The organism is Herbaspirillum sp. Her4, from assembly GCF_057961335.1.
In genome coordinates, this window is the sequence record NZ_CM176330.1 from 5151117 (window position 1) to 5168333 (window position 17217).

Consider the following 17217-nt stretch of genomic DNA (forward strand, 5'->3'; position numbering starts at 1 on the left):
ATTTTCCTCAGATACCGAAATCGCTCAGCCCGGGATGATCCGCCGGGCGCGGGCCACTATTGTCCCACAGGAATTTGCGTTCTTCCGGCTTGATCGGATGCTCGTTGATGCAAGCGTGACGGTGATGCATCAGGCCCTGCGCATCGAATTCCCAGTTCTCGTTGCCGTAGGCGCGATACCACTGGCCGGAATCATCATGGTACTCGTAGGCAAAGCGCACGGCGATGCGCGCACCGTCGAAGGCCCACAGCTCCTTGACCAGACGGTAATCCAGCTCACGCGTCCACTTGCGCTTGAGCAGTGCGGTGATGGCTTCGCGGCCCTGTGCGAATTCGGCGCGATTGCGCCACCAGCTGTCTTCGGTATAGGCCAGTGCAACTTTTTCGGCGTCACGGGTATTCCAGCCGTTTTCGGCAAGACGGACTTTTTCGATGGCGGTTTCACGAGTGAAAGGGGGAAGCGGCGGGCGAATCGACATGATCTTTCTCCAATTAGTGTACCTTTCAGTACCGTATGTACTGTTCGGTACACACAATATAGACCGATCAACTTTGATTGACAAGCGATTTCTTGACGGACGTCGTCTTGCCGGCACAGCTTGAATCCAGCCTGTGCAAGACCAGGAGAATATTGCGAGGAGATTTCGTAGCACCTAAAAAAAAACCTGCTCAGAGGAGCAGGCATTTCGGGTACAAGACAAGTATGAGCAGGCCCTAATGCCTGGCCTTCAAGGACGCAAGATCGTTCTGTTGGAGCCGGGCCAGATTCATTCCCGATGCCACCAATATAACGGAAGCTGCCCAGCACCAGAATGCCGGGTACTGGGTGAACTCTTTCGCAAAGAGGGGAGCGAACAAGGTGTCCACGGCCGCCAGCGTAAAGAACAAAGAGCAGCGTGGATGGCTGATCAGTGGCCCCTTCCAGGCGATGAAAAGGGAAACGATCATGCCGGCGTTGACCAAGGCGTAACTGCCCATCCAGATCAGTTGCGGTTCCAGTCGATCAAAGATGGACATCAGGAAGACGAACGAATAGATCAGGGCCGCGTATCCCAGATCAGTGTTCTGCAAAGGAAGGAACAGCGAGATCATGAACAGCACCCATCCCGCCACCACCAGATAGCGCGCCTTGTTCAGATGTGGCGTGGTGGCAGAATTATCGGGATTGGCGTTGTGCATGGACGTCGATGGCTCCGGATCGAAAAGTTGAAATGCTTCCGTACTTTGTTGGCGGAAGACCGATGGAAAAGCGGAAGGTTTTTCACCTTCAGAAATCTGGTTGACTCCGTAGTTCTGCTTGCCGCCGTGGCCATCGCCCAATTCATTCACTGCGGATGCAATGACGCTCAGCGCCTAGGCAACCTCACCGTCACCATGGTCTGCACCTGGTCATCCGAACTCATGGTGATGCTACCACCATGCGACTTGACGATCTGCTGGGCAATGAACAGGCCCAGTCCGAGACCTTCCTTGCGGCCGACCTCACGCTCGCCACCGCGGAAGGGATCGAAGATCACCGGCAACAAGGCCGCCGGAATGACGCCGCGATTGGCGATGGTCATGACCACTTCCTGCTCGCTGCGGCCATCGATGCCGATGCAGATCGGACTGTCCGCCGCGCCGTGCTGCAAAGCGTTGCCCAGCAGATTGGCCACTACCTGGCCCAGGCGGTCGCCATCCCAATAGCCATTGTCATCGCCCTCGATGCGGCGCTCGACCACACTGCCCGGATACGTGGCCTGGTATTCCTGCACGACCCGTTCGGTGATCTCGCCCAGGCAGGCACTGGCACGCACCAGCGGGATGCCGCCGGCCAGGCGCGCGCGGGCCAGATCGAGCATGTTGTCGATCAGCTTGGCCATGCGCTTGCCACCGTTGAGAATCTGTTGCGAGGCCTTCTGTGCCACCTCTTCCTTGTACGTCCGCTGCAGCAGCGTGGCCGCCATCACCACCGCACTCAGCGGATTGCGCAGGTCGTGGCCGAGGATGGCCACGAACATTTCGTTCATGCGCAGGGTCTCGGTGCGCTGCTTCAACTCCAGCGCCAGCAACTGCTTCTGGCGATACAGCTGGAAGAACACATCGGCCTTGTTGCGCAGGATATGCGGCTCGATGGGCTTGTAGAGGAAGTCCACTGCACCACTCTCATAGCCCTTGAACTGGCGGCGCTCATCACGTACACCCGCCGTGACGAAGATCAGCGGCACGTTGCGGGTACGCTCGCTGCCGCGGATCAGCTCGGCCAGCTCGAAGCCATCCATGTCCGGCATCTGCACGTCGAGGAAGGCCAGTGCCACGTCATGCTGCAGCAGCAGTTCGAGCGCCTCCAGGCCCGAGCGGGCCAGCAGCAGTTCGACATCGTCCCGCTGCAGCAGGGCCGAGAGGGCCAACAAGTTTTCGTCGAGATCATCGACCAGCAGGAATTTCACCCGCGGCAGGTCTCTGTCTTTGTATTTTTCTGTCACCTGCGTTCCTTTTCCTGGTCATTCCCCGATACGCCCAGGGTGCGCAGCAGATCGGCGATCTGCGGGAGCGTGAGCACATAATCAATCTGTCCCAGCGCCAATGCCTGCTCCGGCATGTAAGGTACCTGTGCCTGTTGCGGACTTTGTACCACGGTCACGCCACCGGCGCGCGCAATGGCCTGCAATCCGGCCGCACCGTCATGATTGCCGCCGGTCAGCACGATGCCCAGCAAACGCTCGCGGTAAACATCGGCCGCCGATTCGAACAGCACATCGATGGCCGGGCGCGAATAATTCACCAGTTCATCGTTGGACATGGCCAGCACCGGCCCCTGATCACTGCGATCCACCAGCAGATGATAATCCGGTGGCGCAAAGTAAATCACGCCCGGCTGCGCCGGCTCCTTGTCCTGGGCTTCCACTACCGGCTGGCCGCAGCGATCGGCGAAGATGGTGGCCAGCAGGCTGGGGCGTTCACGCGGAATGTGCAGTACCACCATGGTCGCCACCTGCGCACCACGCCGCAGCGCCGGCAGGATTTCCGACAAGGCTTCCACGCCACCGGCAGAGGCACCGATGACGATTGCATCAATCGCACGGCCACCCAGGGCCGGCAGCGGGACGAGGCTCATAGCTCCCCCTTCTTCTGAAAGATGCGATCTTCCCGCACCACTTCATCGAAGGCAGGACCGTGCGTCGAGAAACGCATCGATTCCTTCGAACCCAGTCCCAGGAAGCCCTTGCGCACCAGCGATTCGCGGAACAGGCCCAGCGCGCGCTCCTGCAAATGGCGATTGAAATAGATCAGCACATTGCGGCAGGACACCAGGTGCATCTCGGCAAAGACACTGTCGGTGGCCAGGCTGTGATCGGAGAAGACCACGTTCTTGCGCAGCGACTTGTCGAAGACGACGGCACCATAAGCGGCCGTATAGTAATCCGAAAGCGAGGTCTTCGCCCCGGATTTCTGGTGGTTGCTGGTAAAACCGGGGATACGGTCGAGCTCGTAGACGCCGGCCTCGGCCTTCTTCAGCGCGGCCTGGTTGATGTCGGTGGCGTAGATGATGCTGCGGTCGAGCAAGCCTTCCTCGCGCAACAGGATCGCCAGCGAATAGACTTCCTCGCCGCTGCTGCAGCCGGCTACCCAGATCTTCAAGGATGGATAGGTACGCAACAGCGGGATCACCTTCTCCCGTAACGACAGGAAATAGCTGGGATCCCGGAACATCTCGCTGACCTGCACCGTGAGGTAATCCATGAGCGCGGGGAATACCGTCGCATCATGCAGCACCTTGTCCTGCAATTGCGACAGTGTTTCGCAGCCGAACCGGATCATGGCGGTAGCAAGGCGGCGCTTGAGTGACGCACCGGCATAACCGCGAAAGTCGCAGTGATACTTGAGGTAGATGGCATCCAGCAACAACTGCATCTCGATATCGAAATGCTGGTTGGCCAGTGCCTGGTTTATTTCGGCATCCATACGCGTACCAGGGACAGCAGTTTTTCCACATCCAAAGGCTTGGCGATGTAATCGTTGGCGCCGGCGGCCAGGCATTTCTCCTGGTCATCCTTCATGGCCTTGGCGGTCAGGGCGATGATGGGCAGGCGCTTCCAGACGGCTTGCTTGCGGATCTCGCGCATGGCGGTCAGGCCATCCATCTCCGGCATCATGATGTCCATCAGCACCAGGTCGATCGGCGCGCCCGGCTGTTCCTGGCTGCGCTGCAGGGCCTCCAGGGCTTCGCGGCCGTTGCGGGCGATGTCGACCTTCATGCCCTTGGGTTCCAGCACAGAGGATAGCGCAAAGATGTTGCGCACGTCGTCTTCCACCACCAGGATGCGGCGGCCTTCGAACACCGTCTCGCGGTCGCGCGCCACCTTGAGCATGCGCTGGCTCTCCGGCGGCAGCGTGGTTTCCACCTGGTGCAGGAACAGCGTGACTTCATCGAGCAGGCGTTCCGGCGAGCGCGCATCCTTGATGATGATGGAGCGCGAGAAACGGCGCAGGTGCTGCTCTTCCTCGGCCGACAGCGAACGGCCGGTATAGACGATCACCGGCGGGAAAGCCACGTGTTCCTGCTCGGCCATCTTTTCCAGCAACTGATAGCCGGACAGATCGGGCAGGTTCAGGTCCATCACCATGCAATCGAAGGTGGTCTCGCGCAGGCGGGCCAATGCGTCGGCGGCCGTGCGCACGCCGACCAGGTTGATGTTCTCGCCGGCCAGCAACTGGCGGATGCTGTCGAGCTGGCGCGCATCGTCCTCGACCACCAGGACATGGCGCAGGCCCTGCAGGAACTTGGCCTCCAGCTTGCGGATCGCGCCTACCAGTTCTTCTCGCTGCACCGGCTTCAATGCGTAACCGATGGCACCGCGCTCCAGTGCCTCGTGCGAATAATCGGCCACCGAGACCACGTGTACCGGGATGTGGCGGGTCTTGGGATTGCGCTTGATCTGATCCAGCACGCCCAGGCCGGAGAAGTCAGGCAGGTTCATGTCCATCAGGATGGCGCTGGGACGATACATCTCCGCCGCCGACACGCCCTCATTGGCCGAATGCGTGACCACGCACTGGAAGCCCATCTCGTGCGCCAGGTCGCGCAGGATCATGGCGAAGGCGGTGTCATCCTCGATCACCAGGATCAGGCGCGAGGACGATTCAATGCGGTGACGGTCATCATCGATGGCGATGTCCTGCAGTTTCGCCGGCGCGCCGGGCACCACCTGCGGGCTGGGGATACGGATATCAGGCGCCGTAGCGACTTGCGCCGCCTGCAAGGTCGCAGCCGCCGCCGACGGTGCGGCAACGGCCGCCGGCATCCGCACTACGGCCTGCTCGCCGCTGTAAACCTGCGGCAGCGAGAGCGTGAAGATGCTGCCCTCGCCTACCCGGCTCTGCACCTGAATATCGCCCCCCAGCAGATGCGCCAGGTCGCGCGAGATCGACAGGCCCAGCCCGGTGCCGCCGTACTTGCGATGGGTGCTGCCATCGGCCTGGCGGAAGGCTTCGAAGATGAACTGATGCTGGTCGGCCCCGATGCCGATGCCGGTATCGCGCACGGCAAAGGCGATGCGGCCGCCCGCATCCGCATAGATGCGCAGGCTGACCTCGCCCTTCTCGGTGAACTTGATGGCGTTGGAGAGCAGGTTCTTGAGGATCTGGCCCAGGCGCTGCATGTCCGTTTCCATACGCTGCGGCACGCCCGGATCGACCTCGACCTTGAAGCCCAGGCCCTTCTGCTGGGCCGTCATGGCGAAGCTGGCCTTGAGTTCCTCGGCCATCTTGCTGACCACGAAGGATTCGGAAACGATATCCAGCTTGCCCGCTTCCATCTTCGAGAGATCGAGGATGTCGTTGATCAGGGCCAGCAAATCATTGCCCGCCGAGGAAATGGTTTGCGCGAAACGCACCTGCTCGTCGGAAAGGTTGCCCTGCTTGTTGTCGGCCAGCAGCTTGGCCAGGATCAGGGTGGAGTTCAGCGGCGTGCGCAGCTCGTGACTCATGTTGGCCAGGAACTCGCTCTTGTACTGGTTGGCGCGCTCCAGCTCGGTGGCTTTTTCCACCAGCACCACCTGAGTCTTGGCCAGGTCGTCCTTCTGCATTTCCAGCAGTTGTGCCTGCTCTTCCAGCTGGGCATTGGTTTCTTCCAGTTCGGCCTGCTGGGTTTCCAGGCGCAGTTGCGAGGCCTTCAAGGCCTGGCCCTGCTCTTCCAGCTCTTCGTTGTTGACGCGCAGTTCTTCCTGCTGGGCCTGCAATTCCTCGGACTGGCGCTGGGTTTCTTCCAGCAGTTCTTCCAGACGGGTGCGGTCCTTGGAGGAACGCACGGCAATGGCGATCTGGTCCGACAGGCGCGCCAGCAGCTCTTCTTCCTCGGCCCGCACCTGGCGCAGGAAGCCAAGTTCAAACACGGCCTGCACCACACCATCGGCCGCTGCGGGCACGATCAGCAGCTCACGCGGTGCATGGCGCCCCACGGAAGAGGAGACTGTCAGGTATTGCGCCGGCACTTCCTTGACGTGCATGGCGCGATTGAGTTTGGCGGCCTGGCCCAGCAGGCCCTGGCCATCACGCAGGTGCGGCGGTTGTTCGCTCGCGTTTTCTTCCAGCGCATAGGCGGCGAAGCGCTGGAAGTCGCCGCTATCGGTGCGCAGGTAGATCGCGCCGACCTGAGCATTGAGGTAGGCGGTCAGGAAGGCCAGCGTGTTTTCACCCAGCGCCCCCAGGCGTTGTTCGCCCTGCAGGCGTTCGGCCAGGCCCATCTGGCCGCTGCGGATCCAGGTCTGTTTTTCGCGGGCGCGATAATCGCGCGAAGTGGTCATGGCTGCGGCAATGATGAGTACCAGCAGCAAGCCCGAGCCGCCCCAGGCGACGGCGGTGGAAAACACCACGGCATCGCGCCAGTCGGCCTGACGGCTGGTCAGCAGGTCGCGCTCCTGTTCTTCCATGTCGCGCGTGAGTACCCGCACGCGGTCCATGTACAACTTGCCGCGATCGGATTGCACCACGGCCAATGCGCCGGCCGTATCGCCATTGCGACGGCGGCTGACGGTCTCGGCCAGTTCTTCAAGTTTGTCGGCGACCACGCGCTCGATCTGCGACAGGCGCTGCAACTGATCCGGATTGTCGGAGAGCAGCTCGCGCAGCCTGGCGATCTCCCCAGGCAACGCGGCGCGTGCCTGGTTGTAGGGGCTCAGATAGGATTCGGTGCCCGTGAGCAGGAAACCGCGCTGGCTGGTCTCGGCATCCTTGAGCGTGGAGACCAGCACCTGCAACTGCTCGCGCACCTTCATGGTGTGCGAGACGGCATTGGCGGCCTGGCCCCGGCTGACCGAGGCTTCCCAGGTAAACAGGGCAATGAGCACCACCGCGAGGATGGCGACGGAAAAACCGATCAGCGGCCCCAGCGGCAGCGGCGGTCCGGAAAATGCGCCCTTGCCCTGGCGCTTCAACATGGCAATACGTTCTTCAGCTTGGCTGGAATAAACCCGCACGGTGCGCTCCGTTATTCGAATCGTTGGTCGAGCTGCGGGGGTTCTGTGTGTCGCTGTGTCCCCCTCCCCTTGGTCTTGCGTCCGGGAAAGCCGCCGATTATACGGGCGGCTTCCGGTTTGCGCAGAGCGCCGGTGCGGCGCTTGATCGCGCACTCACCTGCCTCTGAACCCGGCTAGGACAAAGCGCTGCCGGTTCGGTTCCGCAGCGCTGTCATCCTGGCACTGACACTCGCTTTCAGGTGCCGGCCAGGCCGGCCGCGATATTGATGGACAAGCCGATGATGGCGGCATTGAACACGAAGCAGATCAGCGAATGCGCCAGCACCGACTTGCGTAACGCGCGCGAGGCCACGGCCACATCCGAGGTCTGCACGGCCACGCTGATGGTGAAGGCGAAATACAGGAAATCCCAGTAGCCGGGATTGCGTATGCCGTCCGGGAAGCGCAGTGGCAAGGCCTCCGGGTCGTCGTCATCGGCATAGAAGAGGCGCGCGTAATGCAGCGTGAAGATGGTCCCGATCAGAGCCCACGACCCGAACACGGTGGAGGCCGTGAAGGCATAGCGCAACAGCCTGCCGCGCTCGTCGTGATGGCTGCTGCCGCCCAGTTCCAGCAAGATGGCGAGCAAACTCGCAATGGCTGCCACGCAGACCATCACCAGTACCACGTGGGCGCTCTCGTCCTCGGTCTCGGCCAGGCGCTTGACGGCCTTGGCATCGGCCCGCAGCATCATCACCCACAGGCTGAGCAAATAGAACCAGACGCCGGCATTCCAGCCGATGAGGCTGCGGCCGATCCAGGTACTGGCGGGGAGAACGGTGGCGGCGGCGATCCCGATGGCGATGCCGATGAGCAAGCGCGGATGGACCTGGACGATGTGGCGGGCGACGGACATTGTTCTTGTTGATGTTGTGAGTCTTCTGTAAGGGCAGCGTCAATGCAGTGCCGCGAATGGGCAGGACATTAGCATGCCCTGCCCGCCCCTGCCAGCCATGCTTTCCCTCAGCATGCGCGGGCAGGCGGCCTAGTTACCCTTGGACAGCAGGTTGGCCAGCCGCACTGCGTCCTCGAAACTGGACAATCCGGTCAGGGCCATGGTGTTGATGGTCATCGGGCCTTGCACGCTGGCCACGTTGGTCACGCGGCCTTCCAGCACGGCGGCGAGCTGGCGCCCCATCAATTCGCGCGAGGCCGCCGCCAGCCTGGCGGTCCCGGTGGGCGAGAATTGCAGTACCAGCACCGCACGTCCGGCCGCATCCTTCTGCGCCGACGCGCGCTGCACGTCGCCGGCATCGAGTGCGGCGCGCGGGGCGAGATAGATGTCGCCACCCGGTGGTTCGCTCAGGCGCGCCTTGATCCAGCCCTGGGTCGGTACGGTGGTCGCACCGCGCAGTTCAAACAGGGTTGATGAAGAGAGACCATGGTCCGCGCTGCCCGAGGCACCGCCCGTGGCACAGCCCGCCAGCACAAGGACGGCACCGGCGGCGGCACCCAGCAACAGAGTGCGGCGACGCGCGGAAAAACAAGGGGAAGCAGGCAGGCGGCTCAAAATTCGTGCTCCTTCAAGGCGCGCTGCGCGCGTTCGCGGGCGCTGGCCAGGGCTTCTTCCTCGGTCGGGAAGAGGCCTACCGGAATGTAGGTTTCAGCGATCTCGGGCTCGCGCGACAGTCGCACGAAGACTTGCGCCTCGAAGCCTTCATCCGGTTTTTCAACCGCATCGTAGCGGGCGATATGGGTGCCACTTTGCAAGACCTTGTCCGTCATGCTGCCTCCTGAGTCGTTCACGATGAAGCCCGTTTGACACAGGGGCAGGCATGAGGTTCTGCATGAAAACGATGTCGTGCGGCAACTGCGGCCATCGCCGCCGGGCTCAGCCCGCCAGCGGGAAGCGTACCGTGAAGATGGTGCCCTGCCCTTGCTCCTTGCAATCGACCGTGATGACGCCGCCATGGTCGTGCGCAATCTCGCGCACGATGGCCAGGCCCAGGCCGCTGCCGGCGATCTTGTCATTGGCGCGATAGTAGCGGTCAAAGATGAGCTCGCGATGCTCGGGAGCAATGCCTGGGCCGGAATCTTCCACCGAGAGGACGGTGGCTCCCTCTTCTTCCAGGCAGCGCACCGTCACCGTTCCGTGCAAGGGGGAATAGCGCACGGCATTGTCGATGAGGTTGTCGATCAGGTCGGCGAGCAGGAAACGGTCGCCGCGCAGGCGTGCCGGCTGCAGGTCGAAGCCGAGGTCGATGTGTTTCTTGTCGGCCTCTTCGATGAAGTGCTGCACCGATTCTTCCACCAGCTTGTGCAGCGACAGCTCCTCCAGCTTGCGGCTTTCGAACAGGCCCGGCTCCGAGCGCGCCAGTGCCAGCAGTTGCCGGCTCTGGCGGATCATGCGTTCCACCGAAGAGTTCATCATCGCCAGCGAGCGGGCGGTGTCGGGCTGGTCCTGGTGCTTGTCATGCAGCAGTTCCAGTTGCAGCTTCAGGCCCGTGAGAGGCGTGCGCAATTGATGGGCAACGTCGGCCATGAAATTCTGCTGCGCCTGTTCACCCTTGCTGATGCGGGCCATCAGTTCGTTCATGGCCACGATCAGCGGCTGCAATTCCACCGGCGCACCAATGCCATCGATGGCCCCCAGCTTGCCGTGGCCGCGTTGCTCGAGATTGCGCTGCAGGCTCTTCAAGGGACGCAGCCCGCGCCGCACGGCGATCAGCACCACCGACAGCGACCCGAAGGTCAGCCCGCCATCCAGCAGCAGGAAGGACAGCAGGATGGTGTAGTGCGCACGATCGCGCTTGCGAATGGTCTCTGCCACCGCCACCGAGATCACGCCATTCTTGACCCGCACCTGCATGGCCGAAATACGCACCGGTTCACCGCGCATTTCGCCGTCATAGTTGAAGGGCCGGTCGAACGTCTCGCTCTCCGGCAGTTGCGGGAAGCCCTTGTCGCCCACCAGGATCTCGCCCTGCGAATTGCGCACGGCAAAGAAGGTGGTGTCGGAGTGATTGCTGCGCAGGATCTGCTCGGCCTGCTGGGTCAGCTCGGCAGTGGTGCGTTCCTGACGATGGCGCACCTGGGCATACAGGCCCCAGGTGGAATCCATCAGGTTCTGGTCGAACGCATGCTGGGCCGGCAGCCAGGCCAGCCAGTAGGTCAGGCCGGCACCGACCAGATTGAGCAGCAGCAAGGGCGCGATCAGCCACTTGAGCAGATCGCGCCGGATGCTGGCGTGGGTGACAGGTGCTGCGGGCGGCGTGGCAGGCGAGGCACTGGTCGAGTTATCCGCGCTGCTCGCATTGGCCGCACTGGCGGGCGGCTGCTGGTCGATGACCGTCATGACGCGGCCTGCCGGCTCAGTTCTCGCTCTTTTCGAGCATGTAGCCGAAGCCGCGGATGGTACGGATGACCACGCCCGAATCCGCAATCTTCAGACGGATGCGCGAGACATACACCTCCACCGCATTGATCGTGAAATCCTCGCCCCAGGGCAGGACGGCATCGATGATCTGCTGCTTGGAGACCACGCGCGAAGCGTGTTGCATCAGGTATTCCAGCACCGTCCATTCACGCAGAGACAGTTCGATCTTGCGGCCGTCGATGTCGGCGCGCTTGGTGGCGTTGTCCAGCGACAGCCCGCCCACGGTCAGCTGTGCCGGCTGCGGCGCACTGCGGCGGATCAGCGCCTTGATGCGCGCCACCAGTTCGGGGGTGGCGAAGGGCTTGACCAGGTAGTCATCGGCACCCAGCTCCAGGCCATGCACGCGGTCGGGGATGGTGTCGCGTGCGGTCAGCAGCAGCACCGGGGTGTTGTTGCCATTGGCGCGCATGCGGCGCAGGACTTCGAAACCGTCGATGCCGGGCAGGCCGATGTCGAGCACCAGCACGGCCGCGTTGAAACGCTGCGACAGCGCATCGTTGCCGTTGTTGACGGTATGCACGGTAAAACCGTGCGAGTTGAGTACCCGCGACAGACCGTCGGTGAGTACCGGGTCATCTTCGACCAGCAGAACATTCATAGGGGACTTCGGTAGAGAAAAACGGCGCAAAACATCTGCGTAACCGCTGCATCGTATTGCAGCCCAGGCAATGCTGCAAATCAGGCGATCCCCCAGGCGGGCGGCGACATGCAAAGAGTGTTTCTTTTTCGTCACACTCAGTTCATCGTCAGCTTCATGACAGCGATTTGTCAGACTTCCGCCTTAATCTTGCCAGCCATGCGAATGAGAATCCAACTCATTAGCATGCAAAAAAAGAACACTGGTCATCAGCCAGCCAAACGGACTTCCTTGTCGACATCGAAGGACGGAGTAGCCAGCCATTCGAGCCGGTCCTGCGCGAGCAGGATCGGCTCATCGTTTCCTACTCCACTTCACCGACAAGAAGAACATGAACCGTCTCACGCCGATCGCCGCCGCATTGGTGGCCACGTTTGCCGCTCCCCTCTCCGCCCACGCGCAGCAGGCCACTCCCGCTACCAGCACGACCGCCACCACAGCCACCGGCAGCCAGCTGGCCCCGGTGACGGTGGAAGGCCGCCGCGATGATTTCGCCAGCACCGGCACGGCCATCACCAAGCTGCCGGCCGACCTGCACGACGTGCCGCAATCGGTGACGGTGGTCAACAAGGCGCAGATGCAGTCGCAGGGCGTCAGTTCGCTGGCCGATGCGCTGCGCAACGTTTCCGGCATCACGCTGGGCGGTGCCGAAGGCGGGCAGATCGGCAACAACATCAACCTCAACGGTTTCTCGGCGCGCACCGACATCTATCTCGACGGCTTCCGCGATCGTGGCCAGTACTACCGCGACACCTTCGCCATCGAAGAAGTGGAAGTCCTGATGGGCCCCTCCTCGATGCTCTTCGGCCGCGGCTCGACCGGCGGCATCATCAATCAGGTCAGCAAGAAAGCCAACCTCAAGGCCGCCACCGAGATCACCGGTTCGGTGACCACCAATGGCCTGGTGCGCAGCACGGTGGACGTCAACCGCCCGCTGTCGGACACTTCGGCCCTGCGCATCGAAGCCATGGCCCAGAACGGCGCGGCCAGCACGCGCAACCAGACCGATGTGCAGGACTTCGGCCTGGCCGGTTCCTATGTCTGGGGTATCGGCACCTCCACTGAAATCACGCTCTCGGCCCTGCTGCAGCACAACCAGGACCAGCCCGACTACGGCCTGCCGCCGCTCAACGGCCATCCCGTCAACGTCGACCGCAACACCGCCTATGGCTTGAACAGCGACCGCACCATCCAGGACGTGGCCGCGTTCAATGCCGGCATCAAGCACAAGATCGCGCCCGACGTCACCCTGCGCAACCAGACCCAGTTCAACTACGTGCACACCAATGCGGTGGAAGCCGCGCCCAATACCATCGGCACGGTCTCGTCCAGCGGCTTCACGGCGCTCACCAATGCGGCCAGCAGCCTGCCCCTGTCGAGCCTGTTCGTGCGCGGTCAGAGCCATGACCGCAACATCAACGACTACTCCATCTTCAACCAGACCGAACTGGCCGCCAAGTTCAGCACCGGCAGCGTCAAGCACGATGCGCTGGTGGGCGTGGAAGTTGGTCACGACGGTTACGATAACCAGAACTACTACCGCAACGGCAGCTGCAATGGCCGCTCGCTCAACGCAAGCGGAGCCACCACCGGCTACATGGATTGCGTGAGCCTGGTCAATCCTTCCTACAGCGCCGCCGGCAGCAGCGTGGCCGATACCGCAGGCAACCGTGCCGGCGGCAGTGCCAACACCATCGCCGCCTATGTCGGCGACACCATCGAGCTGGTGCCGCACTTCAAGCTGGTCGGCGGCCTGCGCTATGACCGCTACGTGGCCAGCATCAGCAACTCGATCAACTCGGGCAATACCGCCGGCTCCACCGCACTGGGCTATGCGCAGCAGAGCGTGAACTTCGTGAGCGTGCGTTCGGGGGCGATCTGGCAGCCCAGCGCGGCGCAGTCGTATTACGTTTCCTACGGCACTTCCTTCAATCCCTCGCTGGAGCAGCTGACCGGCACCACCGGCCAGCAGAACCTCGACCCGGAAAAGAACCGCTCCTATGAACTGGGCGGCAAGTGGGACGTGGCCGAAGGCCTGGCGCTGACCGCCGCCGGCTTCCAGATCACCAAGGAAAACGCCCGCAGCCAGGTGGCCACCGGCGTCTATGAGCTGGCCGGCACGGTGCGCGTGAACGGCGCGCGTGCGGGCGCCACCGGCCGCATCACACGCGACTGGCAGATCGCCGCCAACTACACCTACCTGGATGCCAAGGTGGTCGGCGGTGCGGTGGCCGATACCTCGGTCGGCAAGATCCCGGTCAACACGCCCAAGCACACCTTCACCACCTGGACCACGTATGACGTCGCGCCGCACTGGCAGATCGGCGGCGGTGCGACCTACATGTCGCAACGCTATGCCAATGCCACCAACACGGTGCAGGTCGGCGGCTACACGCGTTACGACGCGATGCTGGCCTACACCACAAAGGCCTACGACATCCGCCTGAACCTCTACAACCTGACCGACAAGATGTATTACGATGCGCTGATCCAATCCGACGGCGGCCGTTCGGTCCCGGGTTCGGGCCGTACCGCCCTGCTGTCGCTGACCTATCGCATGTAAGGAAAGAGGACGCGCCCATGCTCATCACCATCCCCCAGCTGCTGGACCCGCAAGCCCTGCAGACCGTTCGCAGCCTGCTGGACAACGCAGGACCGGCCTGGGTGGATGGGCGCGTGACAGCGGGCTACCAGGGCGCGCCCGTGAAATACAACCAGCAGATCGACGAGCAGTCCGACGTCGCCCTGCAATGCCAGCGCATCATCGTGTCCGCGCTGGAGCGGCACCCGCGCTTCATCAGCGCGGCGCTGCCCAACCTGATCTACCCGCCCATGTTCAATCGTTATGGCGAAGGCATGACCTTCGGTGCCCACGTCGATGGCAGCGTGCGCATCCATCCGCACAGCGGACGCAAGCTGCGTACCGATGTCTCGGCCACGCTGTTTCTGGCCGATCCGGAAGACTACGACGGCGGTGAACTGCAGATCGATGACAGTTACGGCATGCACAGCGTCAAGCTGGCGGCGGGCGACATGGTGCTCTATCCGGCCACCAGCCTACACACCGTCACCCCGGTCACGCGCGGCGTGCGCGTAGGCTGCTTCTTCTGGGTGCAGAGCCTGGTGCGCGACGATGGCCAGCGCCAGATGCTGTTCGACATGGACAATGCCATCCAGCGCCTGAACCAGACCGACGCCGATGCGCTCGCACGGCGCACGCTGGTAGGCTGCTATCACAACCTCCTGCGCCAGTGGAGCGAGACCTGAGCCGTGCTCAGCTGAAGTAACGCGGATCCATCTTGCGGAACACCCAGGCCGAGACCAGGGTGATGAGCCCGACGATCACGAAGGTGATCTGGAAGCTGGCATTGGTGGCGATGCCCGCCTCGCTCTTGAAGAGATTGACCATGGTCCCGCCGATGGTCACGCCCAGGCCGATGGCCAGCATCTGCACCATCGAAAAAAGACTGTTGCCGCTGCCCGCATCTTCCTTGCGCAAGCCCTTCAGGGTCACGCTGTTCATGGCCGCGAACTGCATCGAGTTGGACGCCCCGAACACCGCCAGCTGCACGATGGACGCGGCCAGCGGCCAGCCGGGCGTAATCAGCGCGAACGACACGATGGAGATCCCGACGATGGCGGTATTGATCAACAGGAATCGGTCATAGCCATAGCGCTTGACCAGCGGCGCGATCCACGGCTTGGCAATGGTGCCCGCAATGGCAGCCGGCAGCAGCAGCATGCCCGCGTGCAGCGGTGAATAGCCCAGCCGTACCTGCAACAGCAGCGGCAACAGGAAGGGCACTGCAGAGGAACCGATACGGCAGACCAGGTTACCTGCCAGTCCGATGCTGAAGTTGGGCTCCCTGAACAAACCGAGCCGGAACAGTGGACGCGGATGAACGGACGCATGGCGCCAGTAGACCAGTACAGTCAGTGCTGCCAGAGCGAACAGTCCCAAACTCCAGCCAGTACGGTGGGTATCGAAAGGCACGTCCAGCGCGAGCGAGAAGGCCACCATGCAGGCGGACAGCAAGGCACAGCCGTATAAATCAAAGCGAGGTGTACCGGTAAGGCTGTCATCGGGGAGGAAGTACAGTACGGCCCCCATCCCCAGTACACCTACCGGAAGGTTGATCAGAAAGATCCAGTGCCAGGACAGGCTTTCTACCAGCCACCCGCCCAGTACAGGACCGACCACCGGACCGAGCTGCCCGGCAATCGAGATCGAGGCCAGTGCCGCGATGTATTGCGCGCCCGGCACTGCCCGCAGCACGGCCAGGCGCCCTACCGGCAGCAGCATGGAGCCGCCCAATCCCTGTATCACGCGAGCGGCCAGCAACAGCGGCAGGGTCGGCGCCATGGCGCACAGCACCGAACCCAGCGCGAACAGCAGGATCGCCGCGAAATACACGCGGCGCGTGCCGAAGCGGTCGGCCAGCCAGCCCGAGGCAGGCGTGAGCGAGGCCATGGTCAAGGTGTAGGCCACCACCACCGGGTGCATGTTCAGCACCGGCTCGCCCAGGCTGCGCGCCATGGCGGGCAAGGCGGTGTTGACGATGGTAGTGTCCAGCGTCTGCATGAAAAAGCCGGACGCCACGATCCACAGCAGCGCGCGCTGGGTCACGGGATCGTTGAGGGAGGGTGAGGCGGACGGAGTTGCAGCAGTGTCACTCGGGCGAGGCGGCTGGTTGGCTGACATGACGGAAAGGAAGTGGAAACGCGCGGGTCAAAACACGGCGGGGACACGTTGGCGTGTCCCCGACCAGTACCGCGTCATTTTACGCCCTCAGGCATTTCTCATCAGAAGGCCTGCGGGCGCCACTTCAGCAAGCGCCGTTCCAGCGCATGCAAGAGCCAGTCCGCCGCCAGTGCCACCACGGCCAGCACGATCATGGCCGCGAACACGCCGCTGGCATTGAAGGCCCCTTGGGCGGTGGAGATCAGCAGGCCGATGCCCTGCTTGGAACCGAGGAACTCCCCGACCACCGCACCGACCAGTGCAAACCCGAAGCTCACGTGCAGGCTGGCCAGGATCCACGACAGTGCCGACGGGATCACCACCGCCATGGTCACCTGGCGCGGCGAGGCGCCGAGGATCTGGGCGTTGGCGATCATGTAGCGGTCGGCTTCCCGCACGCCCTGGAAGGCATTGGCGAAGACCACGAAGAACACCATCACCACCGCCAGCGCCACCTTGGAAGCCATGCCCAGCCCGAAGGCGATGACGAAGATGGAGCCCAGCACCACGCGCGGAATCGAATTGGCGATCTGGATGTAGAGGCTGAAGACGTCCGAGAGCAGCTTGTTGCGCCCGAGGATGATGCCGGCGATGACCCCGGCCACCGAGCCGATCAAAAATCCCAGCACGGTTTCTTCCAGTGTGACCAGGACCTGGGTCCAGAGCGGTCCCTGGGAGGTGCCCTCGACCATCCACTCGACGATCTGCGCCACGATGGCCGACGGCTGCGAGAAGAAGAAGGGATCGATCCAGCCCAGCCGCGCACCGCCTTCCCAGCCGCCCAGCACGATCACCAGGATGGCGATGCGCAGGCCAATGACCAGTTGTTTTCGCGCGCGGATCTTGCGCCGGGCCTCGGCTTCGACGCCGGCGATGTCCATCGTCGCGGCGCTGTGGCTGGCTTGTGCTTGTGTCATGTTGCTCCCCTGCTCTTCAGAAAAAAGTTGAGTTCCGTGCGCGCTCTTCGA

15 protein-coding genes are annotated in these 17217 nt (G+C 62.8%); 2 read left to right on the plus strand and 13 right to left on the minus strand.

The features are described from left to right. Positions 1 to 7: 7 nt before the first annotated feature. The 11 genes from ACWFUC_RS23340 to ACWFUC_RS23390 form a co-directional block, all read right to left on the minus strand. Positions 8 to 478, minus strand: coding sequence for a nuclear transport factor 2 family protein (locus ACWFUC_RS23340; RefSeq protein ID WP_121045233.1), 471 nt, complete (start codon positions 476 to 478; stop codon positions 8 to 10). A gap of 235 nt (positions 479 to 713) precedes the next feature. Continuing rightward, a complete protein-coding gene (locus tag ACWFUC_RS23345) occupies positions 714 to 1328 on the minus strand; it encodes a hypothetical protein (protein ID WP_489623492.1) in 615 nt (204 codons plus the stop codon). Positions 1329 to 1345: 17 nt separating this feature from the next. After that, entirely contained in the window at positions 1346 to 2464 is a 1119-nt protein-coding gene (locus ACWFUC_RS23350) for a hybrid sensor histidine kinase/response regulator (RefSeq protein WP_121045235.1), read from the minus strand. Next, the gene (locus ACWFUC_RS23355) at positions 2461 to 3096 is read right to left on the minus strand and encodes a chemotaxis protein CheB (protein ID WP_489623493.1); all 636 of its coding nucleotides are present in this window, start codon (positions 3094 to 3096) and stop codon (positions 2461 to 2463) included. Before ACWFUC_RS23355 ends, ACWFUC_RS23350 begins: the two co-directional genes overlap by 4 nt. Next, entirely contained in the window at positions 3093 to 3944 is an 852-nt protein-coding gene (locus ACWFUC_RS23360; RefSeq protein WP_039784526.1) for a CheR family methyltransferase, read from the minus strand. Before ACWFUC_RS23360 ends, ACWFUC_RS23355 begins: the two co-directional genes overlap by 4 nt. After that, positions 3929 to 7417, minus strand: a complete 3489-nt coding sequence (locus tag ACWFUC_RS23365) for a response regulator (protein WP_489623494.1) — start codon at positions 7415 to 7417, stop codon at positions 3929 to 3931. Before ACWFUC_RS23365 ends, ACWFUC_RS23360 begins: the two co-directional genes overlap by 16 nt. Positions 7418 to 7691: 274 nt before the next feature. Beyond that, a complete protein-coding gene (locus ACWFUC_RS23370; RefSeq protein WP_039784524.1) occupies positions 7692 to 8351 on the minus strand; it encodes a DUF1345 domain-containing protein in 660 nt (219 codons plus the stop codon). Between the two features lie 129 nt (positions 8352 to 8480). After that, positions 8481 to 9005 (minus strand): SecDF P1 head subdomain-containing protein, encoded by a 525-nt coding sequence (locus ACWFUC_RS23375; protein ID WP_121045239.1) that lies wholly within the window; start codon positions 9003 to 9005, stop codon positions 8481 to 8483. Next, entirely contained in the window at positions 9002 to 9220 is a 219-nt protein-coding gene (locus ACWFUC_RS23380) for a hypothetical protein (RefSeq protein WP_034330326.1), read from the minus strand. The genes ACWFUC_RS23375 and ACWFUC_RS23380 overlap by 4 nt, the downstream gene beginning before the upstream one ends. Positions 9221 to 9326: 106 nt before the next feature. After that, on the minus strand, positions 9327 to 10790 hold the full coding sequence (locus tag ACWFUC_RS23385; RefSeq protein ID WP_121045241.1) for a sensor histidine kinase: 1464 nt from the start codon (positions 10788 to 10790) through the stop codon (positions 9327 to 9329). Positions 10791 to 10806: 16 nt separating this feature from the next. Next, entirely contained in the window at positions 10807 to 11469 is a 663-nt protein-coding gene (locus ACWFUC_RS23390) for a response regulator transcription factor (RefSeq protein ID WP_008331064.1), read from the minus strand. Between the two features lie 370 nt (positions 11470 to 11839). Between ACWFUC_RS23390 and ACWFUC_RS23395 the strand changes: the two genes are divergently transcribed. Beyond that, a complete protein-coding gene (locus tag ACWFUC_RS23395; RefSeq protein WP_489637372.1) occupies positions 11840 to 14071 on the plus strand; it encodes a TonB-dependent receptor in 2232 nt (743 codons plus the stop codon). A 17-nt stretch (positions 14072 to 14088) separates the two neighbouring features. After that, positions 14089 to 14775: a Fe2+-dependent dioxygenase gene (locus ACWFUC_RS23400; RefSeq protein WP_034330332.1), complete on the plus strand. Its 687-nt coding sequence runs from the start codon at positions 14089 to 14091 to the stop codon at positions 14773 to 14775. Positions 14776 to 14782: 7 nt separating this feature from the next. On the opposite strand, the gene mdtD is transcribed toward ACWFUC_RS23400, so the two are convergent. Both mdtD and ACWFUC_RS23410 read right to left on the minus strand, forming a co-directional pair. Next, positions 14783 to 16210, minus strand: coding sequence for a multidrug transporter subunit MdtD (gene mdtD, locus ACWFUC_RS23405; RefSeq protein WP_489623496.1), 1428 nt, complete (start codon positions 16208 to 16210; stop codon positions 14783 to 14785). Between the two features lie 101 nt (positions 16211 to 16311). Continuing rightward, entirely contained in the window at positions 16312 to 17166 is an 855-nt protein-coding gene (locus ACWFUC_RS23410; protein ID WP_121045247.1) for an ABC transporter permease, read from the minus strand. Positions 17167 to 17217 lie beyond the last annotated feature (51 nt).